Origin of the sequence: Enterobacter cloacae complex sp. EB5 (assembly GCF_031432835.1) — a bacterium.
GTDB classification, from domain to species: Bacteria; Pseudomonadota; Gammaproteobacteria; order Enterobacterales; family Enterobacteriaceae; genus Enterobacter; species Enterobacter hormaechei_C.
In genome coordinates, this window is record NZ_CP133860.1 from 1,182,753 (window position 1) to 1,202,935 (window position 20,183).

General features: G+C 55.8%; 20 protein-coding genes. 8 read left to right on the forward strand and 12 right to left on the reverse strand.

The genetic code is table 11. The annotated features are described in order from the left end of the window. The first annotated feature begins 2 nt into the window (after positions 1 to 2). The gene (locus RHN82_RS05715) at positions 3 to 953 is read left to right on the forward strand and encodes a family 43 glycosylhydrolase (RefSeq protein ID WP_047051306.1); all 951 of its coding nucleotides are present in this window, start codon (positions 3 to 5) and stop codon (positions 951 to 953) included. Positions 954 to 971: 18 nt separating this feature from the next. On the opposite strand, the gene ampE is transcribed toward RHN82_RS05715, so the two are convergent. Beyond that, entirely contained in the window at positions 972 to 1,826 is an 855-nt protein-coding gene (gene ampE, locus RHN82_RS05720) for a beta-lactamase regulator AmpE (RefSeq protein ID WP_003856320.1), read from the reverse strand. Beyond that, positions 1,823 to 2,386 carry a 1,6-anhydro-N-acetylmuramyl-L-alanine amidase AmpD gene (gene ampD, locus RHN82_RS05725; protein ID WP_047051307.1) on the reverse strand — a complete coding sequence of 188 codons (564 nt, stop codon included), beginning with the start codon at positions 2,384 to 2,386 and terminating at the stop codon, positions 1,823 to 1,825. The genes ampE and ampD overlap by 4 nt, the downstream gene beginning before the upstream one ends. A gap of 87 nt (positions 2,387 to 2,473) precedes the next feature. On the opposite strand from ampD, the gene nadC reads away from it, so the two are divergent. The 4 genes from nadC to hofC all read left to right on the forward strand — a co-directional run bounded on the left by nadC (position 2,474) and on the right by hofC (position 6,545). Then, a complete protein-coding gene (nadC, locus tag RHN82_RS05730; protein WP_015572681.1) occupies positions 2,474 to 3,367 on the forward strand; it encodes a carboxylating nicotinate-nucleotide diphosphorylase in 894 nt (297 codons plus the stop codon). 174 nt (positions 3,368 to 3,541) lie between these two features. Further along, positions 3,542 to 3,979, forward strand: a complete 438-nt coding sequence (ppdD, locus tag RHN82_RS05735; RefSeq protein WP_017383774.1) for a prepilin peptidase-dependent pilin — start codon at positions 3,542 to 3,544, stop codon at positions 3,977 to 3,979. A 12-nt stretch (positions 3,980 to 3,991) separates the two neighbouring features. Then, positions 3,992 to 5,371, forward strand: coding sequence for a type II secretion system protein GspE (gspE, locus tag RHN82_RS05740; RefSeq protein WP_047051308.1), 1,380 nt, complete (start codon positions 3,992 to 3,994; stop codon positions 5,369 to 5,371). Next, the gene (gene hofC / locus RHN82_RS05745; protein ID WP_047051309.1) at positions 5,361 to 6,545 is read left to right on the forward strand and encodes a protein transport protein HofC; all 1,185 of its coding nucleotides are present in this window, start codon (positions 5,361 to 5,363) and stop codon (positions 6,543 to 6,545) included. Before gspE ends, hofC begins: the two co-directional genes overlap by 11 nt. Positions 6,546 to 6,578: 33 nt before the next feature. Here hofC and RHN82_RS05750 read toward each other — a convergent pair whose 3' ends face one another. Further along, positions 6,579 to 7,622 carry a GMP reductase gene (locus tag RHN82_RS05750; protein ID WP_017383777.1) on the reverse strand — a complete coding sequence of 348 codons (1,044 nt, stop codon included), beginning with the start codon at positions 7,620 to 7,622 and terminating at the stop codon, positions 6,579 to 6,581. A gap of 228 nt (positions 7,623 to 7,850) precedes the next feature. Between RHN82_RS05750 and coaE the strand changes: the two genes are divergently transcribed. The 3 genes from coaE to yacG are packed head-to-tail and all read left to right on the forward strand — an operon-like array spanning position 7,851 to position 9,418. Continuing rightward, positions 7,851 to 8,471, forward strand: coding sequence for a dephospho-CoA kinase (gene coaE / locus RHN82_RS05755; protein ID WP_017694512.1), 621 nt, complete (start codon positions 7,851 to 7,853; stop codon positions 8,469 to 8,471). Beyond that, the gene (gene zapD / locus RHN82_RS05760; RefSeq protein ID WP_015572676.1) at positions 8,471 to 9,214 is read left to right on the forward strand and encodes a cell division protein ZapD; all 744 of its coding nucleotides are present in this window, start codon (positions 8,471 to 8,473) and stop codon (positions 9,212 to 9,214) included. Before coaE ends, zapD begins: the two co-directional genes overlap by 1 nt. A gap of 9 nt (positions 9,215 to 9,223) precedes the next feature. Further along, the gene (gene yacG, locus RHN82_RS05765; RefSeq protein WP_003856332.1) at positions 9,224 to 9,418 is read left to right on the forward strand and encodes a DNA gyrase inhibitor YacG; all 195 of its coding nucleotides are present in this window, start codon (positions 9,224 to 9,226) and stop codon (positions 9,416 to 9,418) included. 34 nt (positions 9,419 to 9,452) lie between these two features. On the opposite strand, the gene mutT is transcribed toward yacG, so the two are convergent. The 9 genes from mutT to murC form a co-directional block, all read right to left on the reverse strand. Further along, a complete protein-coding gene (gene mutT / locus RHN82_RS05770) occupies positions 9,453 to 9,845 on the reverse strand; it encodes an 8-oxo-dGTP diphosphatase MutT (RefSeq protein ID WP_026094401.1) in 393 nt (130 codons plus the stop codon). Positions 9,846 to 9,902: 57 nt separating this feature from the next. Further along, complete coding sequence (gene secA, locus RHN82_RS05775) at positions 9,903 to 12,608, reverse strand: preprotein translocase subunit SecA (protein ID WP_047051311.1); 2,706 nt, start codon at positions 12,606 to 12,608, stop codon at positions 9,903 to 9,905. 58 nt (positions 12,609 to 12,666) lie between these two features. Beyond that, positions 12,667 to 13,170 (reverse strand): secA translation cis-regulator SecM, encoded by a 504-nt coding sequence (gene secM, locus RHN82_RS05780; protein ID WP_047051373.1) that lies wholly within the window; start codon positions 13,168 to 13,170, stop codon positions 12,667 to 12,669. Between the two features lie 280 nt (positions 13,171 to 13,450). After that, entirely contained in the window at positions 13,451 to 14,368 is a 918-nt protein-coding gene (lpxC, locus tag RHN82_RS05785) for a UDP-3-O-acyl-N-acetylglucosamine deacetylase (protein WP_003856337.1), read from the reverse strand. A 101-nt stretch (positions 14,369 to 14,469) separates the two neighbouring features. Continuing rightward, entirely contained in the window at positions 14,470 to 15,621 is a 1,152-nt protein-coding gene (gene ftsZ, locus RHN82_RS05790) for a cell division protein FtsZ (protein WP_003856338.1), read from the reverse strand. 63 nt (positions 15,622 to 15,684) lie between these two features. Then, entirely contained in the window at positions 15,685 to 16,941 is a 1,257-nt protein-coding gene (gene ftsA, locus RHN82_RS05795; protein ID WP_003856340.1) for a cell division protein FtsA, read from the reverse strand. Beyond that, entirely contained in the window at positions 16,938 to 17,780 is an 843-nt protein-coding gene (ftsQ, locus tag RHN82_RS05800; RefSeq protein ID WP_047051312.1) for a cell division protein FtsQ, read from the reverse strand. Before ftsQ ends, ftsA begins: the two co-directional genes overlap by 4 nt. 1 nt (position 17,781) lies before the next feature. Then, positions 17,782 to 18,702, reverse strand: coding sequence for a D-alanine--D-alanine ligase (locus RHN82_RS05805; RefSeq protein ID WP_047051313.1), 921 nt, complete (start codon positions 18,700 to 18,702; stop codon positions 17,782 to 17,784). Further along, positions 18,695 to 20,170 (reverse strand): UDP-N-acetylmuramate--L-alanine ligase, encoded by a 1,476-nt coding sequence (gene murC, locus RHN82_RS05810; RefSeq protein ID WP_003856345.1) that lies wholly within the window; start codon positions 20,168 to 20,170, stop codon positions 18,695 to 18,697. Before murC ends, RHN82_RS05805 begins: the two co-directional genes overlap by 8 nt. Between the last annotated feature and the right edge of the window lie 13 nt (positions 20,171 to 20,183).

The window sequence follows — 20,183 nt, forward strand, 5'->3', positions numbered from 1 at the left end:
GAATGCAAACCTGGCCAAACCCGTTTATTGAACAACGCGCCGACCCGTATATCCTGCGTCACGATGGGCAATATTACTTTATCGCCTCCGTGCCGGAGTACGATCGGCTGGCGATCCGCCGCGCGGACTCGCTGGAAGGTTTACGCGATGCCGAAGAGGTGATTGTCTGGCGCAAGCCCGACACCGGCCCGATGAGCCAGCTGATCTGGGCACCGGAACTGCATCATATCGACGGCAGGTGGTACATCTATTTTGCCGCCACGCATACCCAGGCGCTCGATCAGCTCGGGATGTTCCAGCATCGCATGTTTGCCATTGAATGCGCTGACGGCGATCCGCTCACCGGTACGTGGGTGGAAAAAGGGCAAATCAAAACCCCGTTTGACACCTTCGCGCTGGATGCCACCACCTTTGTTCATCAGGGTAAACGCTGGTATCTGTGGGCGCAAAAAGCCCCGGATATTTCCGGTAACTCCAATCTTTACCTGTGTGAAATGGAAAATCCGTGGACGCTGAAAGGCGAGCCGGTGATGCTCAGTAAACCGGAATATGACTGGGAGTGCCGCGGGTTCTGGGTCAACGAAGGCCCGGCGGTGCTGTTCCATGGCGATAAGCTGTTTATCAGCTATTCCGCCAGCGCCACCGACGAGAACTACTGCATGGGATTACTGTGGGCAGACCTGAATGCCGATCCGCAAAACCCGGCTAACTGGCATAAATCCCCGCGCCCGGTGTTCGTCACCAGCTACGAAAACCGTCAGTATGGGCCAGGCCATAACAGCTTTACGCAGACGCCGGAAGGCGAAGATGTGCTGGTCTACCACGCGCGAAACTACACTGAAATTGAAGGCGATCCGCTTTACGATCCCAATCGCCATACTCGCCTGAAACTCGTCCGCTGGAACGAAAACGGGATGCCTGACTTCGGCATCCCGCCCGCGGATACGCTGTAACGGCTTCGGCGCGCTGGCTTAGACCAGCGTGCCGTAAATCGTCAGCAGCGCCACAATCACCACCACCACAAACGACGTTTTCTTTGCCATCGAGACGGCAGCCTTTGGCGTTGCGACTTTGTCCGTGTGCGGCTCACGCGCCAGCGAGAACTGTGCCAGTCGGGTTAAAACCTGATACTGCGAGGTATGGCGGTCTGCAAGGGAGACAAACCACGCGGGCAGCGCCTTTTCACCGTGACCGATGAGGGCATAGACCACGCCTACCAGACGCACCGGAAGCCAGTCGAGCACGTGCAGGATGGCATCAATGCCGGACTGTAGACGTTCATGCGGCGTAAGATAGCGGGCAAGCCAGGTCTGCCAGGCACGCAGGAACGCGTAACCCATCAGCAGTACCGGCCCCCAGGGTCCGCCCACCACAAACCAGAACAGCGGCGCCAGGTAGTAACGGAAGTTGATCCACAGCAGCGCGTTTTGCAGCTCGCGCAGAAACTCGCGTTCATCGCAGTCCGGCGGTACGCCATGGATCATCGTCAGCTCGCTCGCCATCGCCCCACGCGCGTGGGCATCATCCCGGGAAGCGGCTTTCAGATACGCGTGATAGTGCAAACGCACCTTGCCCGCGCCAATACACAACACGCCGAGCAGGATCCACACCACCAGCAGCGGCACGTTGAAAAAGAGGCCGTAAAGCGAGCGCAGCAACAGGAACGTAATCGCCATCACGCCTGCCGCCATCAGCAGCGTGCGCAGCATGGAAAAATGCCTGATGCGGCGGAATAACACCTCCAGCCGATGATCCAGATGCCAGTGCTCGCCGAGCTTAAACAGGCGTTCAGCGATCATAACCAGCAGCATGGTAAACAACGTCATGTTATCTCCTTATCTGACGACGTGGTAAGCATGGCGTGAAACCGGGACCAGTCAAACGCCGGGCCGGGGTCGTTTTTTCTTTCAGGGGCGATGTCGCTGTGCCCTGTAATATTGTCTGCAATAGCGGGATAGCGCCCGATTAACGTTTGCGTTACAGCAACCAGTTTCTCATATTGCGCATCGGTGTAAGGCGTGGTGTCCGTTCCTTCCAGTTCAATTCCAATGGAGAAATCATTGCACCGCTCGCGCCCCTGATACATCGACACGCCGGCATGCCAGGCACGCTTGTCAAAAGGAACATACTGAACCACTTCGCCATCACGACGGATCAGACAGTGTGCCGAGACGCGCAGATGCGCAATCTCAGCAAAGAAGGGGTGGGCATCGGGATCTATCGTTCCAGTGAATAACGCATCGATCCACGGACCGCCAAACTCACCCGGCGGGAGACTAATATTATGAACCACCAGCAGTGTGGGCTTTTCATCCTCCGGGCGGCAGTCGTGGTGCGGCGACGGTACATGCCGCGCGTCCACCAGCCATCCGTTTTCTAACAACATGCTGGAACTCCTTATCTATGGTGCTGTTACTCGGTTCAGAGTAGCATGTTTCAATATTATGATTCGTTACCAATTTGGAGTTTTATCATGCCGCCTCGCCGCTATAACCCCGACCACCGACGTGACGCGCTTCTGGAACGTATTAATAGTGATATCCCGGCAAGCGTTGCCCATGCCCTGAAAGAAGATCTCGGCGGTGACGTCAGCGCCGATAACGATATTACCGCCCAATTGTTGCCAAAAGAGACACGCTCGCATGCGGTGATCATCACCCGCGAAGCGGGGGTTTTCTGCGGCAAACGCTGGGTTGAGGAGGTCTTTACCCAGCTGGCAGGCGACGAGGTGCAGGTAACATGGCACGTTGAAGACGGTGATGCGGTCACGGCGAATCAGCCACTGTTCGAGCTGGACGGCCCGTCCCGCGTCTTGCTGACCGGTGAACGCACCGCGCTCAATTTTGTGCAAACGCTCTCTGGCGTTGCCAGTGAAGTACGCCGCTACGTTGACCTGCTGGCAGGCACCCGCACGCAGCTGCTGGATACCCGTAAAACCCTGCCGGGCCTGCGCACCGCGCTGAAATACGCGGTACTCTGCGGTGGCGGCGCCAACCATCGTCTGGGGCTCTCCGATGCCTTCCTGATCAAAGAGAACCACATTATTGCCTCTGGCTCGGTGCGTCAGGCCGTGGAAAAGGCCTTCTGGCTGCATCCGGATGTCCCAGTCGAAGTGGAAGTGGAAACGCTGGAGGAGCTGGACGAGGCCATTAAAGCGGGGGCTGACATCATCATGCTCGATAACTTCGACACGGAGCAGATGCGTGAAGCGGTCAAACGCACAAACGGCCAGGCGCAGCTTGAGGTGTCCGGCAACGTGACGTTCGACACCATCCGCGAATTTGCTGAAACCGGCGTCGATTACATCTCCGTTGGCGCCCTGACCAAGCACGTCCGCGCCCTCGACCTCTCGATGCGCTTCAAATAAATTAGCCTCCCCTCTCCGCCCGGAGAGGGGAAATACGAAACCGCTCGCAATTACGCTGTCCTTCTCTGCAACACTGCATCATTTCCCTGAAAGCCCCTTCACGTTCACGCTTTTGCCCCTCGTTTCTGCGCGCAGTCATTGCCACAGTAGCGCCACTTAACATAAGGAGCAGACATGAACAGACAACAAGGATTTACCCTGATTGAGCTAATGGTGGTCATTGGCATTATTGCCATCCTGAGCGCGATTGGCGTCCCGGCCTATCAGAACTACCTGCGAAAAGCGGCGCTCACCGATATGCTGCAAACGTTCATCCCCTACCGCACCGCCATTGAGCTTTGCGCCCTGGATCGTGGTGGTGTGGATCGCTGCGACGCAGGCACCAATGGCATCCCCTCCCCGACAACCACACGTTACGTTTCAGCGATGAGCGTGGCGAAGGGGGTCGTATCGTTAACAGGGCAGGAAAGCCTTAACGGACTTGAAGTGCTCATGACACCGATCTGGAGCGACGGTAACGGAATGACGGGCTGGACGCGTGACTGCAAAATTGCGTCCGACACGGCGCTCAGACAAGCCTGTGAAGATGTTTTCCGCTTCGATAACAACTGACAGGAGTGGACAATGAATACTGAACAGCTTATGACGCTCTGTCAGCGCCATCACGCACTGCTACTCGCAAGCGACACCGACATGATCAGCATTGCGGTAGTGGGTAATCCTGCCTCTGAGCTGATGGAAGCGTTACGCTTCGCCACGCAGAAACGTATTGATATTGAGTGCTGGACGGCCGAACGGATGGAAAAACGGCTTCAGTCCCTCTCATCATCACACCTGCCGGGCATAGCGCCAAACTCAGCCGCTGACGTGCTCAGTACAACGTTGCAGCAGGCAGTGAACCAGCGGGCTTCTGATATCCATATTGAACCGACGGAGCACGGCTACCAAATCCGTTTGCGAATCGACGGTGTTCTCTACCCGCAACCGCCGATTTCCACCGCCCTCGGAACGACGCTTGCCGCACGCCTGAAGGTGCTGGGCCAGCTGGATATTGCGGAGCGCCGCCTGCCGCAGGACGGTCAGTTTACGGTGGAGCTGGCAAGCGTCCCCGTCTCTTTTCGTATCGCAACCCTTCCCTGTAGCGGTGGAGAAAAAATCGTGCTTCGTCTGCTTCACCAGGTACAGCAGGCGCTGGAGCTTGAACAGCTGGGGATGAGCGCAGACCAGCAGGCCCGTTTTGCCGCGGCGCTTAACAGCCCTCAGGGGTTGATTCTGGTCACCGGCCCGACCGGTAGCGGGAAAACGGTGACGCTGTACAGCGCGTTACAGGCGCGAAATACCCCTGACGTCAATATTTGCAGCGTGGAAGATCCCGTTGAAATCCCGCTTGCTGGTTTAAACCAGACGCAGATTAATCCGCGCGCGGGGCTGACCTTCCAGAGCGTGCTGCGTGCCCTGCTCAGGCAGGATCCTGACATCATTATGGTGGGTGAAATTCGTGACGGCGAAACGGCAGAAATTGCCATTAAGGCGGCGCAAACCGGGCATCTGGTGCTGTCCACCCTCCATACTAATTCGACGACTGAAACGCTGGTGCGGTTGCAACAGATGGGCGTCGCGCGCTGGATGATCTCGTCGGCACTCTCGATGGTGATTGCCCAGCGGCTGGTGCGCCGTTTATGCCCGTACTGCCGACAGGAAGCCAGCCGCCACACCGAATTACCCCGCACGCTGTGGCCCCGGCCGCTTCCTCGCTGGCAACCCACCGGCTGCGATCGCTGCTACCACGGTTTTTATGGTCGCGTAGCCATTTTTGAAGTGCTCGTCATCGACGACACGCTGCGGCAGGCCATCGCCAGCGGAGCAAGCACGGAGGTGATTGGGTCCAGCGCTCGTCAGGCGGGAATGACCTCTTTGTTTGAGCATGGCTGCATGGCCGTAGAGCAAGGGCTGACCACGCTCGAAGAGCTGTTGCGCGTTCTGGGAATGCCCGATGGCTGCTAATTCGCTCTGGCGCTGGCGTGCCCTGACCACCGAGGGGGAGGTGCAAACCGGCACCCTCTGGGCCATCGACCGTAACGCAGCTTACACGGCTCTGGTGCTTAAACAGCTGCACCCGCTGGCGCTGAAACGCTGCCAGCAGCGCCACCGATGGCAGGTGCAGCACTGCTACGATATTTTTCGCCAGCTCGCCACGCTGCTACAGGCCGGACTCACGCTGTCCCAAAGCCTGCACATGCTGGCGGAACAGCACCCTTTGCAGCACTGGCAGGCGCTGCTGCACTGTCTTGCGGATGATCTGAGCGAAGGTTGCGCCCTGTCAGAGGCCATGAAGAAATGGCCAGAGGTGTTTAGCCCTCTTTATGTCTCAATGGTGAAGACGGGTGAGCTGACGGGTAAGCTCGAAGCCTGCTGCCGTCAGCTTGCGCAGCAACAAAAATCCCAGCAGCAGCTCAGTGCAAAGGTGAAGAAAGCGCTGCGCTATCCGCTGATCATCCTGACGCTGGCCGTTTTCGTGGTGCTGGCGATGGTCACGCTGGTTTTGCCTGAGTTTGCTGCAATCTACAAAACGTTCAACACCCCGCTCCCTTTGCTCACGCAGGCAGTCATGGGGCTGGCGGCCCTGGTTCAGGCGCATATCCCCACCCTTTTGGCCCTGCTCGCGGCAATGGTTGTCATCGCCTGTAAGCTGCGGCGTCATCCACGCTGGCAGTATGTCTTGCTACACGTACCGGTGATGGGCACGCTGACGCGCGGGCAAAAACTGGGGCAGATTTTTACCGTGCTGTCATTAACCCAGCAGGCCGGAATTGCCTTTTTACAAGGACTGGAGAGTGTGGAGGAGAGCGTTGAGAGGGGCTACTGGCAGGAGAAAATCCGTGAGATACGCAGCGATATCGAACAGGGAATGCCCGTGTGGTCCTCCTTCCAGAAGGCCTCTGTTTTTACACCACTGTGTATTCAGCTCATTCGCACCGGAGAAGTGTCGGGTTCACTGGACGTGATGCTGATGAATCTGGCCCGCCATCATACGGAACAGACATTTCAGCAGGCAGACAATCTGGCGGCGCTTCTTGAGCCTTTGCTACTGGTCGTGACGGGACTGATTATCGGCACGCTGGTGGTGGCAATGTATCTGCCGATTTTCCATCTGGGGGATGCAATGAGCGTGGGGTAATGCTGGCGCACGGGCGCGCGCCAGCCGTAGCCGTCAGAGGCTATTGAATACGCGGTTTTCCTGCTCCTGAACGCGGATAAACGTCGTGCGTTTCGTCAGCTCTTTCAGGCGGGAAGCCCCAACGTAGGTGCAGGCAGAACGCAGACCGCCGAGGATATCGCGCGCCGTGTTTTCTACCGGACCGCGCAGTGGCAGCTTAACGGTTTTGCCTTCCGCCGCACGGTATTTTGCGACACCACCCACGTGACGGGTCATCGCAGATTCAGAGCTCATTCCGTAGAACAGCATGAATTTCTCGCCGTTCTCTTCCACCACGGTACCGCCGCTCTCTTCGTGGCCTGCCAGCATGCCGCCGAGCATCACGAAATCCGCGCCGCCGCCGAAGGCTTTCGCGACATCGCCTGGCATGGTGCAGCCACCGTCGCTGATGATCTGGCCGCCCAGACCGTGTGCAGCGTCAGCGCATTCAATTACCGCAGACAGCTGCGGATAACCCACACCGGTTTTCACGCGCGTGGTGCAAACGGACCCCGGGCCAATGCCCACTTTCACAATGTCGGCCCCGGAGAGGATCAGCTCTTCACACATTTCACCGGTCACCACGTTGCCCGCAATGATGGTTTTGGTTGGCCAGGCCTCACGTGCCTTGCTGACGAACTGAACGAAATGCTCGGAATAACCATTTGCCACGTCAATGCAGACAAAATTCAGCGCCGGATTGGCGTTCAGGATCTGTTTGGTTTTCTCGAAATCTGCATCAGACGTACCGGTCGAGACCATCACATGCTTCACCACGTCAGCCGAGGCGGAGGCGACAAACGCATCCCACTCTTCAGCGCTGTAATGTTTGTGTACCGCAGTAAGGATGTCGAATTGCGCCAGTGCGGTCGCCATCTCGAAGGTCCCGACGGTGTCCATGTTGGCCGCGATAATCGGCACGCCAGACCATGTCTGACCGGAATGCTTAAAGGTGAATTGACGTTCGAGTTCAACGTCTGAGCGACTTTTCAGTGTAGAGCGTTTAGGGCGGATAAGAACGTCTTTGAAACCTAACTTCAGATCTTCTTCGATACGCATGTGCGGATTCCTGGGGTTAGAGGCAAATATATTAAAAGCACAACTCCAGTGACGCTATCATACGCACTAATACCTGCTCCGCAAGACTGCGAAATTCTCTTTTTTTACGCTACAATCCTATAAATTTACCTGGTTAAAAGCGGGTAAAGAGAGCTAAACATTGGCTGTTGTAAGTTTGAATTTTAAGCAACTGATTTTAAAACTGAATAATTCCCAGGATCTGATTTAATGGGGTATATCGTCGCATTAACCGGCGGCATCGGTAGTGGTAAAAGCACCGTTGCGCACGCGTTTGCTCGTCTCGGCATCACGATTATCGACGCCGATATCATTGCCCGTCAGGTGGTAGAACCCAATACACCCGCCTTAAACGCCATCGAAGCGCATTTTGGTCGCCGTGTGATACAGGCTGACGGCACCCTGAATCGTCGGCAGCTGCGTGAGTGCATATTTTCTGATTCTTCGGAAAAAGCCTGGCTTAATGCCCTGCTCCACCCCATTATCCACCAGGAAACTCAGCGTCAGATTGCCGCAGCCCGTTCGCCCTATGTGTTGTGGGTGGTCCCGTTACTGGTGGAAAATCAGCTTCAGCATAAAGCAGACAGAACGCTGGTGATTGACGTTTCCCGCGAAACGCAAATCCAGAGAACCATGGCGCGTGACCATGTTTCACGCGAGCATGCTGAACAAATTCTTGCCGCACAGGCCACGCGCGAAGCGCGCCTCGCCGTTGCGGATGATGTTATTGATAATAACGGCGCACCAGATGCCATTGCATCGGATGTTGCTCGTCTGCACGCGCAGTATCTGACCTTCGCCGCGCAGGCCGTTGCACAGGAAAAACCATAATGTCGACTCATATCCTTTTTGAGCACCCGCTTAACGAAAAAATGCGTACCTGGCTACGCATAGAATTTCTTATTCAACAGCTTTCACAACATCTGCCTGTCAACGATCACGCCACCGCGCTGCATTTTTTCCGCAACGTGGGCGATCTGCTGGATGTGATTGAACGCGGCGACGTCCGCACTGAGCTGTTGAAAGAGCTGGAGCGCCAGCAGCGAAAATTACAGGCCTGGGCCGAAGTACCGGGCGTGGATCAAAGTCGAATTGACGCTTTACGCCAGCAGCTGAAAAACAGCAGCACGACGCTGATGGCCGCGCCGCGCGTTGGCCAGTTTTTACGAGAGGATCGTCTGATTGCGCTGGTGCGCCAGCGCCTGAGCATACCGGGCGGATGCTGTAGCTTTGACCTGCCAACGCTGCATATGTGGCTGCACATGCCACAGGAACAGCGCGATCGCCAGGTGAACAGCTGGCTGGGCAGCCTGGAGCCGATGAATCAGACGTTATCGCTGATCCTCGATCTTGTACGTAACTCGGCCCCGTTCCGCAAACAAACCAGTCTCAACGGTTTTTATCAGGATAACGGTGACGACGCCGATCTTCTGCGCCTGAATCTGTCTCTTGGCGAGCAGCTTTATCCGCAAATTTCCGGGCATAAAAGCCGTTTCGCGATCCGCTTTATGCCGCTGGACAGTGAACATGGCACCGTGCCGGAACGCCTCGATTTTGAACTGGCCTGTTGTTAAGGAGTGCCAATGTCTGACGTAACCACCGTAAACTGCCCAACCTGTGGGAAAACTGTCGTCTGGGGAGAAGTGAGTCCATTTCGCCCATTCTGCTGTAAGCGCTGTCAGCTTATAGACCTGGGTGAATGGGCGGCGGAAGAGAAACGCATTCCGAGCGAAGGCGATCTCTCGGATAGCGATGACTGGAGCGAAAACCAGCAGTAACCTTTGAAGCCTGCTGGCGCTTCGCTCAGCAGGCCTACAGGTTGCCCGTTAGCCGGGATATGACGGGCGCATTTGCCGGAGGAAATTTTTCGGCATCACTCGCGTGAAGCGTAACCCAGCCCCCCGGTTGCCCCTCTTTACCCCACGGTTCACCTTCCCAGCTTTCCACCAGCCAGAACCACAGCGTGATATGCCTGTCCGGAAACTGGTATTCAAGCTTATCAAACAGCGTTGCGCCAATCGGAGTAATGCCGACCTCTTCCTGAAGCTCGCGCACCAGCGCCTGCTCCGGCGTTTCACCGGATTCAATTTTCCCGCCCGGAAATTCCCATTTGTTCGCCATGTGCGCATCGGCGGCGCGTTGGGTTATAAAGATCTGATTTTGCGGGTTGCGAATAATCCCGACAGCAATTTGCAGTGTTTTCATCATGTCACTTCCATAAAAAAGGCGCAGATATCTGCGCCTTTTCAGTTTGTTATGTTCTTAGCTCAGACGGCCGTGGCACGCCTTGTATTTTTTGCCGGAACCGCATGGGCACGGATCGTTACGACCGACTTTACGATCGCCCGTCTGCGCTGCGATTGCCGCTGCGGCTTCGCTTTCATCGGTCTGATGGCTCAGCTGCTGCATCTGTGCCAGACGCTCAGCTTCTTCACGACGCTGCTGCTCCATCGCTTCCACTTCTTCCGGCATACGCACCTGAACTTTGCTCAGGGTGCTGATAACTTCATACTTCAGCGACTCCAGCATGGCGGCAAACATGGAGAAGGATTCACGCTTGTACTCCTGCTTAGGATCTTTCTGCGCATAACCACGCAGGTGGATACCCTGACGCAGGTAGTCCATTGCCGCCAGGTGCTCTTTCCACAGGGAGTCCAGGGTCTGCAACATTACGCCTTTCTCGAAGTGACGCATCATCTCTGCGCCAACCACTTCTTCCTTACGCTTGTAGACCTCCAGCGCGGTTTCGTAGATACGCTCGCGCAGGGTCTCTTCGTGCAGCTCAGGCTCTTTGTCCAGCCACTCTTTGATTGGCAGTTCGAGATCGAAGTCGTTTTTCAGACGTTCCTGCAAACCTTCGATATCCCACATCTCTTCCAGAGACTGCGGCGGAATGTGCGCGTCGATAGTGGCCTTGAACACATCTTCGCGAATGCTGTTGATGGTTTCACTCACGTCGGACACATCCAGCAGTTCGTTACGCTGGGTGTAGATCGCACGACGCTGGTCGTTGGCCACGTCATCATATTCCAGCAGTTGCTTACGAATATCGAAGTTACGGCTTTCCACTTTACGCTGGGCGTTGGCAATCGCTTTGGTAACCCACGGGTGCTCGATCGCTTCGCCAGGTTTCATGCCCAGTTTACGCATCATGCCGGACACACGGTCAGAGGCGAAAATACGCATCAGCGCATCTTCCATAGACAGATAGAAGCGGGAAGAACCGGCATCACCCTGACGGCCCGCACGACCGCGCAGCTGGTTATCGATACGACGAGATTCATGACGCTCGGTACCAATGATGTGCAGACCACCGGATGCCAGCACCGCGTCGTGACGCACCTGCCAGTCGGCTTTGATCTGCGCGATTTGCTCTGGGGTTGGGTTTTCCAGCTCCGCCACTTCGGCCTGCCAGCTACCGCCGAGCATAATATCGGTACCACGACCCGCCATGTTGGTGGCGATGGTTACGGCAGCCGGGTAACCCGCCTGCGCAACGATATCTGCTTCTTTAGCGTGGAACTTGGCGTTCAGAACGTTGTGTTTGATGCCTGCTTTGGTCAGCTCGTTAGATACCACTTCGGATTTCTCGATGGAGATGGTCCCCACCAGTACCGGCTGGCCCTTCGCGGTACGTTCGCGAATATCTTCGATGATCGCCTGAATTTTTTCCGCTTCAGTCATGTATACCAGGTCCGGCATATCCTTACGGATCATCGGACGGTTGGTAGGTACTACCACGGTATCCAGCTTATAGATGGAGCTGAACTCAAACGCTTCGGTATCTGCGGTACCGGTCATCCCCGCCAGCTTCTCGTACAGACGGAAGTAGTTCTGGAAGGTGATGGATGCCAGCGTCTGGTTTTCGTTTTGAATATCCACGCCTTCTTTCGCTTCCACGGCCTGGTGCAGGCCATCGGACCAGCGACGTCCCTGCATGGTACGGCCGGTGTGTTCATCGACGATGATAACTTCGCCGTCTTTAACGATGTAGTCAACGTCGCGGGTGAACAGGGCGTGCGCGCGCAGTGCAGCCGTTACGTGGTGCATCAGCATGATGTTGCTCGGGGAGTACAGAGACTCGCCCTCTTCCATAATGCCTTCAGCCACCAGCAGCTCTTCGATTTTCACCAGGCCGCGTTCGGTCAGGTTGACCTGACGCGCTTTTTCATCCACGGAGAAGTGACCTTCACCCTGGAAGGTATCGGAGTCTTCTTTCTCCTGACGCAGCAGGTGAGGAATGATTTTGTCGACTTTACGGTACATCTCGGAGCTGTCTTCAGCCGGGCCGGAGATGATCAGCGGGGTACGCGCTTCATCGATCAGAATGGAGTCAACCTCATCCACCAGCGCATAGTGCAGCTTACGCTGGACACGCTCTTCCGGGCTGAACGCCATGTTGTCACGCAGGTAGTCGAAGCCGTATTCGTTGTTGGTGCCGTAGGTGATATCCGCGTTATACGCTTCACGCTTGGCAGGTGCCGGCAGGCCGGACATGTTAATGCCCACGGTCATGCCGAGGAATTCGAACAGCGGACGGTTGTTTTCGGCGTCGCGCTGCGCCAGATAGTCGTTGACGGTAACAACGTGAACGCCCTTACCCGTCAGCGCATTCAGGTAAGCCGGCAGCGTTGCAGTCAGGGTTTTACCTTCACCGGTACGCATTTCCGCGATGCAGCGCTCGTTGAGCACCATCCCGCCCAGCAGCTGCACGTCGAAGTGACGCATGCCGAACACGCGTTTACTGGCCTCACGTACAACGGCGAAGGCTTCCGGGATCAGGCTCTCTAAGGTTTCACCTTTCTCCAGACGCGCGCGGAACTCCGCAGTTTTCGCTTTTAGCTCATCATCAGAGAGCTTCTCCATCGCCGGTTCCATACCGTTGATGACGTTCACAGCTTTGCGCATGCGGCGCAGGGTACGATCGTTACGACTACCAAAAACTTTGGTTAACAATTTGATTAGCATAATAAATTCTCAAACGCCCCAGTCGGGCAGATAAATTAAGGTATTGAAAAAGGTTAATTTAGCTGAGGCGTTGAGGCCCGGCACGGATGCCGTGAACCTGGCTAATCCATGTCGAAACAGAGAAGGATGCAGGGGAAACAAAATCCGTTTTCGCCGTCTGATTCACGGTCACTGGCGGCTGGTTGTCCTGCGTCAGCAGCGCATTAAGCGTATCGAGCAGGGCAAGATGCTGCGCCTGGACCGGCAGCGTTTCTTCCGCAACAGGCATCGTCTGCGGCGCCATCGCGAACGACAGATGGCGGATAACCGTGCGAATCGCGTGTTGCTGCCAGTAATCAACGGAGAAATTGGGACGACGGCTGGCTTCAAGCCATGCGAGATTAGTGAAGTTAACCCGCGTGGTGAGATCGTGTTTGGTCGTCGTGGAACGTGCTGGCGTGGCCGCGTCTGCGCTGTTGCTGAGCACAGGCAAGCCGAAACTCGCCGCGACCATCCCCAATAAGAGATGCGGCCAGAAGTAACGTCTGCCAAATTGTCGCCAGCGCGTCAGTATTCCGCTCACTTGCTCCACCACGTTCGCCCGCCAGTGCAGGCTGAGTTCAGTTATTCTTTTTTAGCGCCCAGATATTACCACTAAAGCCAATACACGACAGCAGGAATGACATCTTGCAGCAGGTAAAAACGGTCAATAATGCAGCGAACACACCGTTATTCGGCACCCGACACAAGCCAGGGGTGAGAGGGACAAATTAAAGAAGGGCAGAAATAAAAACGACTGGCTTCCCTGGTCGGAGAGAGTACCAGGTGAACCAGTCGCTTTTCTTACGAAACGGTTTTAACCGTTACGCCAGGACCATAGTCGGGGCTTTGAACGCCAGCGGCAGTTCAGCTTCGTCTTCGAAGGTCACATATTCCCAGGCTTCCTGTTTTGCCAGGACGGCCTGCAACAGTTTGTTGTTCAGTGCATGACCGGATTTAAACGCGGTAAAGGCACCAATGATGTTGTGACCACACATGAAGAGGTCGCCGATCGCGTCCAGCATTTTGTGACGAACAAATTCATCTTCAAAACGCAGGCCGTCTTCGTTCAGTACGCGATAATCGTCAACAACGATGGCACAATCGAAGCTGCCGCCCAGGCACAGGCCGCGGGATTGCAGATATTCGATATCACGCATAAAGCCGAAGGTACGTGCTCGGCTGATCTGACGCATGAACGCATCCGCAGAGAAGTTCATCGCATAGCGCTGGGTGCTGGAGTCAATCGCCGGATGGTTAAAATCGATGGTGAAGTCCAACGAGAAACCATTGTACGGTTTGAATTCAGCCCATTTGTCGCCATCTTCGACGCGAACGGTCTCTTTAATGCGAACAAATTTCTTCGCGCAGTTCAGTTCTTCGATGCCGGCATCCAGCAACAAATAAACGAACGGAGCAGCACTCCCGTCCATGATCGGGATTTCTGGCGCATCGACTTCAACCATAATGTTGTCGATACCCAGACCCGCCAGGGCGGCGTTCAGGTGCTCTACGGTAGAAATCCGCACGTCATGCTCGTTCACCAGACAAGTACAGAGCATAGTATCACGCACAGATTTGGCATCGGCCGGAAAATCTACCGGTGGATTCAAGTCGGTGCGACGATAGATGACCCCGGTATTGGCCGGCGCAGGGCGTAACGTCAGTGTGACTTTCTTGCCGGTATGTAAACCGACACCCGTCGCCTGAACGATACGTTTAAGTGTCCTTTGTTTGATCATCGTATAATCTCGCCAAATTAACTATCCAACCGAGAGTGTATATCACTAACGGTGGGCCAGTTTAGCACAAAGAGCGCAAATCCCCAAATTCCAGCCAATTCTTAGTCAGCTTGCTTACGCAGGAACGCCGGGATATCCAGATAATCTGGCTCTTTTGCCGTTTGTGGAGTCGGGTCGTTCACCACTTTCGCAGCGGGTTTTTGCTCCTGAGTCAGAGGCGCCATACCGTGCTGCTGGTAACGATCCATCACCGGCTGCTGAGTCTGTTTGTTAGTCACCAGGGTGATCTCAGGACGCTTGTCCATACCGATACCGGTGGCCACAACGGTCACACGCAGTTCGTCGTTCATTTCCGGGTCAAGGGACGTACCGATAACGACGGTCGCGTTGTCAGAGGCGAATGCACGGATGGTGTTACCCACGGTTTCGAACTCATCCAGACGCAGGTCAAAGCCAGCGGTAATGTTGACCAGCACGCCGCGCGCGCCAGACAGATCGATATCTTCCAGCAGTGGAGAAGAGATCGCCATTTCAGCGGCTTCTTCCGCACGGTCTTCACCGCTCGCCACGCCAGAGCCCATCATCGCGTAGCCCATCTCGGACATCACGGTGCGAACGTCTGCAAAGTCAACGTTCATCAGGCCAGGACGGGTAATCAGTTCAGCGATACCCTGAACTGCGCCTTTCAGCACGTCGTTTGCCGCGCCAAAGGCGTCCAGCAGAGAGATGCCGCGACCCAGCACTTTCAGCAGCTTGTCGTTCGGGATGGTAATCAGAGAGTCCACGTGCTTGGACAGCTCGGTGATACCCTGCTCCGCGAAAGCCATACGCTTCTTACCTTCAAAGTTGAAAGGCTTGGTCACGACAGCAACGGTCAGAATACCTAAATCTTTAGCGACTTCCGCCACAACGGGTGCTGCACCGGTACCTGTACCGCCGCCCATACCCGCTGCGATGAAGACCATGTCTGCACCGTCCAGTGCAGCGCGCAGCGCTTCACGATCTTCTTCAGCCGCGTTGCGGCCCACTTCCGGGTTAGCCCCTGCTCCCAGACCTTTGGTGATGCCACCACCGATCTGAATCGTCTGGCCAACAGCCGTTTTACGCAGTGCCTGCGCATCGGTGTTCACCGCGAAGAATTCAACACCTTCGATGCGCTCGCGCACCATGTGCTCTACGGCGTTACCGCCGCCGCCACCGACGCCGATGACTTTAATCACCGCGTCGTTGGTTAATTCCATAGGTTCAAACATAATCTCTCTCTCCGTTGTGCCTGTCGCCCGAGACCGCTAATTCTCTCCGGTCTCTTAAAAAAATTAAAATTCTTTTCGCAGCCAGGTGTTAAGTCGTTTGACCCACGACCCCACCGAGACGCGTTTTTCCACCTCTGCCTCACCACTTAAATGGGACTCTTTCCCGTAGTGCAGCAGGCCCACCGCCGTTGAATAGTACGGCTCCTGAGCATAATCCGTTAAACCGGTGATATTCAGCGGCGCACCAATACGCACCTGCGTATGGAACACGCGCTGAGCGCAGGCCGCAAGACCTTCAATTTGCGCTGCCCCGCCGGTTAATACAATCCCCGCCGCGAGATGATGTTTCACACCCTGCTGGCGAAGCTGTTCCTGTAACTGCAAAATCTCTTCGTTGACCAGGTTGAGCAGCTCGGTATAACGCGGCTCAATCACCTCTGCCAGCGTCTGGCGTTGCAGGCTGCGCGGCGGTCGTCCGCCTACGCTCGGCACTTCAACGCTTTCGTCTTTGCCGACGATAGAGCCCAGCGCGCAACCATGGCGCACTTTAATCGCCTCTGCATCGCTCGGTGGCGTACCAAAGGCGTAAGCGATATCGCTGGTCACCACATTCCCGGCGTACGGGATCACTTTGGTGTGGCGTAACGCACCGCCGGTATAGACAGCCATGTCCATTGTACCACCACCAATATCGACCACACAGACGCCCAGTTCACGTTCGTCTTCGGTCAGCACGGAATAGCTCGCGGCAAGACCGGCGAAAATAAGTTGGTCAACTTTCAGGCCACAACGTTCAACGGCTTTTACAATGTTCTTCGCCATATCGTTATGACATGTGATCAGGTGCACTTTAGCCTGCATACGCACGCCCGACAGACCGACCGGATTCTTGATACCTTCCTGGTAGTCGATCGCGTATTCCTGCGGGATCACATGCAGCACACGGTGCTCGTCGCGAACACGCACGGATTTCGCCGTGTGGACAACGTTCTCAACGTCTTCCTGCGTCACTTCTTCTTCGGAAATCGGCACCATACCGATTTCATTCTGGCAGCTGATGTGCTTACCAGAAAGGGCCAGATAGACAGAGGAAATCTGGCAATCTGCCATCAATTCAGCCTGGTCGATGGCGCGCTGAACGCATTTCACCACCGACTCAAGGTCGTTTACCCCACCTTTATCCATACCACGGGAGGGGCAGCTGCCCACGCCAATGATATTGACCATACCGTCGGGCAGAACTTCCCCTACCAAAGCGGCAACCTTCGCGGTGCCAATCTCCAGTCCTACTACCAATTTTCTGTCCGTCGACTTGATCATTGTTGTTCTGCCTGTACCTGTGCCTGATTTTGTTGCTGATTAGGTTCCTCGACCGGAGCCGGCTCCCAACCGACTGCTGCGCCTGAGTCATAGCGCAAATCAACGTAGCTTATCCGTTTGCCATCCGTCTGCGCCTGCTGCTGTAAAACCGGGTAAAGTTCTACAAAACGCGCCAGACGTTTCATTGTGTCGCCGCGGCCAAGATTGAGCTTAATGCCATTCGTTAAGGTCAACTGCCAGGAACGGCGCGCCGTCATCGCAGCATCTTTTAACGTAAAGCGATTCTTAGCCAGCACCTGCCCCATCTCACGAAAACCCTGCAATACTTCGTTTTCGCTGCCTTCCGGGCCATACAACATCGGTAAATTCTGCTTGTTGACACGATCGCTCGGGACGCTGAACGAATTTCCGTCTACGTCAACCATATGCTGATCATTCCAACGCGCAATCGGCACATATTCAACCAGATGAATCTTCAATTCATCAGGCCATTGCTTTCTGACACTCGCCTGTTTTATCCACGGCAGACGTTCAATCTGACTCTGAATAATGTTGACGTCCTGCGTCATAAAGGTGCCAGGCGACCCAAGCGCCAGAATCGACTGGCGAATGTCATCGTTACGCGTGTAGTGTCGCTCCCCGGTCACCACCAGCTTCGACAGCGGCAACCGCTGCGCGTCTTCCATCCAGCCCAGCACCATCCAGCCGCTGATAAACACGGTGCACAGCACCCCGAGCAGGAAGATGATCCCTGCAAGACGCGTTCCATTACTCCGGCGCGAAGAGGAATATTCTTCTTCGTCATCGCGGTTGCGCGTGTTCAATGCAGCCTGAGACATATCAGCCCGCCTGGTCCAGAATACGTACGACTAACTGCGAGAAGCTCATTCCCGCCTGACGCGCCGCCATCGGCACAAGGCTATGGCTGGTCATACCCGGAGACGTGTTTGCTTCCAGCAGATAAAATTGCCCGTCACCGTCAAGCATCACGTCAATGCGTCCCCAGCCACGACATCCCAGAACATTCCAGGCTTTAAGCACCAGAGACTGTAATTCGGCTTCACGCTCTGCTTCAAGACCCGCTGGGCAGAAATATTGCGTCTCATCAGAGAGATACTTCGCCTCATAATCATAGAAGACTCCGGCGGGTTGGATGCGAATTGACGGTAAAATTTCTTCGCCAAGCATCGCGACGGTAAATTCCGGCCCGCTAAGCCATTTTTCAATCAGAACTTCTACATCATGTTGAAATGCCAGTGCTAAAGCGTCAGCTAAATCTACAGCTTTATCGACTTTGGACATTCCCACGCTCGACCCTTCACGGCTCGGCTTAACAATAACCGGTAAGCCCAGTGCCGCAATGCGTGTATTAACGCTGTCCGACAGGCCCAATTCATATTCACGACGCGTCAGTGCAACCCATGGCGCAACAGGCAGTCCCGCCCCCTGCCACAGCAGTTTGCTGCGCAGTTTATCCATGGAGATGGCGGATGCCATTACGCCGCTGCCGGTGTACGGCATGCCGATCAGCTCCAGCAGCCCCTGCAACGTGCCGTCTTCACCGCCGCGACCGTGCAACGCGATAAAGGCTTTATCGAAGCCCATCGCTTTCAGCTGCGTGACGTCCACCTCTTTCGGATCAACCGGATGCGCGTCCACGCCGCCTTCACGCAGGCCCGCCAGCACGGCAGCGCCCGAATTCAGAGAAACTTCGCGTTCGGCGGAAGTGCCGCCAAACAGGACAGCAATCTTATCAGCCATGACGCTCGTCCTCCTGAGTTTGCGGCTTCAGTTTGATTTCAGCTAAGGTACGGGCGATTTTGCCGATATTTCCCGCGCCCTGAATCAGGATCAGATCGTTACCCGTCAGGACCGGGGCAAGCATCTCAGCTACCTGCGCCGGGTCGGGAACCAGAATAGGATCCACTTTACCGCGTCCACGGATGGTACGACATAAAGAACGACTGTCCGCACCCGGAATCGGCGTTTCACCCGCAGCATACACATCCAGCATCAGCAGGGTATCGACCTGCGAAAGGACGTTGGCAAAATCGTCATACAGATCGCGGGTACGCGTGTAACGGTGCGGCTGGAAAATCATGACCAGATTCTTTTCCGGCCAACCCGCGCGTGCCGCTTTAATGGTTGCGTCCACTTCCGTCGGATGGTGACCGTAGTCGTCCACCAGCATCGCTGACCCTGGCTTACCGTTTACCGGCTCCAGTGGGAATTCACCGAGGAAGTCGAAGCGACGACCCGTCCCCTGGAAGCTCTCCAGTGCGCGCAGGATCGCTTCATCGTCAATGCCTTCTTCTGTCGCAACAGCCACCGCCGCCGCCGCATTCAGGGCGTTGTGACGTCCCGGCGCGTTCAGGGTGACATGCAGCAGATCCTTATCCTGACGCGCCAGGGTGAAATGCCCCTGCGCACCAATCTGCTTGTAATCTTCTACGCGTACATCCGCGTCTTCGCTGAAGCCGTAGGTCGTAATTTGACGCCCGACGCGCGGCAGAAGTTCGCGAATAACCGGATCGTCCACGCACATCACCGCACGGCCATAGAACGGCAGGTTGTGCAGGAAGTTAATAAAGGTCTGCTTTAAGTTCTCGAAGTCGCCCTGGTAAGTGTCCATATGGTCAGCTTCGATGTTGGTGACGATCGCCACCATCGGCTGTAGATGCAGGAACGACGCATCGCTCTCATCTGCTTCCGCAATCAGATAACGGCTGTGGCCCAGACGCGCATGCACGCCAGCGGCTTTCACCAGACCACCGTTAACGAACGTCGGATCGAGACCCGCTTCCGCATAAATGCTGGAGACCATCGCTGTTGTGGTGGTTTTACCGTGCGTACCGGCCACCGCAATGCCGTGACGGAAACGCATCAGTTCCGCCAGCATTTCCGCGCGGCGGATCACCGGAATGCGCGCCTCATGCGCCGCAACGATTTCCGGGTTATCTGCGGAGATAGCGCTGGACACCACAACCACGCTCGCATCGCTCACGTTTTCCGGGCGATGATTGAAATAGATAGTCGCCCCCAGCGACGCCAGCTGCTGCGTAACAGGGTTTGGCGCCAGGTCAGACCCGCTGATCTGATAGCCTTCGTTAGCTAACACTTCGGCAATACCGCCCATGCCAGCACCACCGATGCCGACAAAGTGAATGTGCCGGACGCGACGCATCTCGGGCACGATAGAACGCAGTTTTGCCAGTTGTTGTGTATTCATTCTCTAAACGCCA

Bases quoted from the DNA above. Each gene is read 5' to 3' on its own strand.
- RHN82_RS05715 (WP_047051306.1), top strand. From the start codon at position 3: ATGCAAACCTGGCCAAACCCGTTTATTGAACAACGCGCCGACCCGTAT.
- ampE (WP_003856320.1), bottom strand. From the start codon at position 1,826: ATGACGTTGTTTACCATGCTGCTGGTTATGATCGCTGAACGCCTGTTT.
- ampD (WP_047051307.1), bottom strand. From the start codon at position 2,386: ATGTTGTTAGAAAACGGATGGCTGGTGGACGCGCGGCATGTACCGTCG.
- nadC (WP_015572681.1), top strand. From the start codon at position 2,474: ATGCCGCCTCGCCGCTATAACCCCGACCACCGACGTGACGCGCTTCTG.
- ppdD (WP_017383774.1), top strand. From the start codon at position 3,542: ATGAACAGACAACAAGGATTTACCCTGATTGAGCTAATGGTGGTCATT.
- gspE (WP_047051308.1), top strand. From the start codon at position 3,992: ATGAATACTGAACAGCTTATGACGCTCTGTCAGCGCCATCACGCACTG.
- hofC (WP_047051309.1), top strand. From the start codon at position 5,361: ATGGCTGCTAATTCGCTCTGGCGCTGGCGTGCCCTGACCACCGAGGGG.
- RHN82_RS05750 (WP_017383777.1), bottom strand. From the start codon at position 7,622: ATGCGTATCGAAGAAGATCTGAAGTTAGGTTTCAAAGACGTTCTTATC.
- coaE (WP_017694512.1), top strand. From the start codon at position 7,851: ATGGGGTATATCGTCGCATTAACCGGCGGCATCGGTAGTGGTAAAAGC.
- zapD (WP_015572676.1), top strand. From the start codon at position 8,471: ATGTCGACTCATATCCTTTTTGAGCACCCGCTTAACGAAAAAATGCGT.
- yacG (WP_003856332.1), top strand. From the start codon at position 9,224: ATGTCTGACGTAACCACCGTAAACTGCCCAACCTGTGGGAAAACTGTC.
- mutT (WP_026094401.1), bottom strand. From the start codon at position 9,845: ATGAAAACACTGCAAATTGCTGTCGGGATTATTCGCAACCCGCAAAAT.
- secA (WP_047051311.1), bottom strand. From the start codon at position 12,608: ATGCTAATCAAATTGTTAACCAAAGTTTTTGGTAGTCGTAACGATCGT.
- lpxC (WP_003856337.1), bottom strand. From the start codon at position 14,368: ATGATCAAACAAAGGACACTTAAACGTATCGTTCAGGCGACGGGTGTC.
- ftsZ (WP_003856338.1), bottom strand. From the start codon at position 15,621: ATGTTTGAACCTATGGAATTAACCAACGACGCGGTGATTAAAGTCATC.
- ftsA (WP_003856340.1), bottom strand. From the start codon at position 16,941: ATGATCAAGTCGACGGACAGAAAATTGGTAGTAGGACTGGAGATTGGC.
- ftsQ (WP_047051312.1), bottom strand. From the start codon at position 17,780: ATGTCTCAGGCTGCATTGAACACGCGCAACCGCGATGACGAAGAAGAA.
- RHN82_RS05805 (WP_047051313.1), bottom strand. From the start codon at position 18,702: ATGGCTGATAAGATTGCTGTCCTGTTTGGCGGCACTTCCGCCGAACGC.
- murC (WP_003856345.1), bottom strand. From the start codon at position 20,170: ATGAATACACAACAACTGGCAAAACTGCGTTCTATCGTGCCCGAGATG.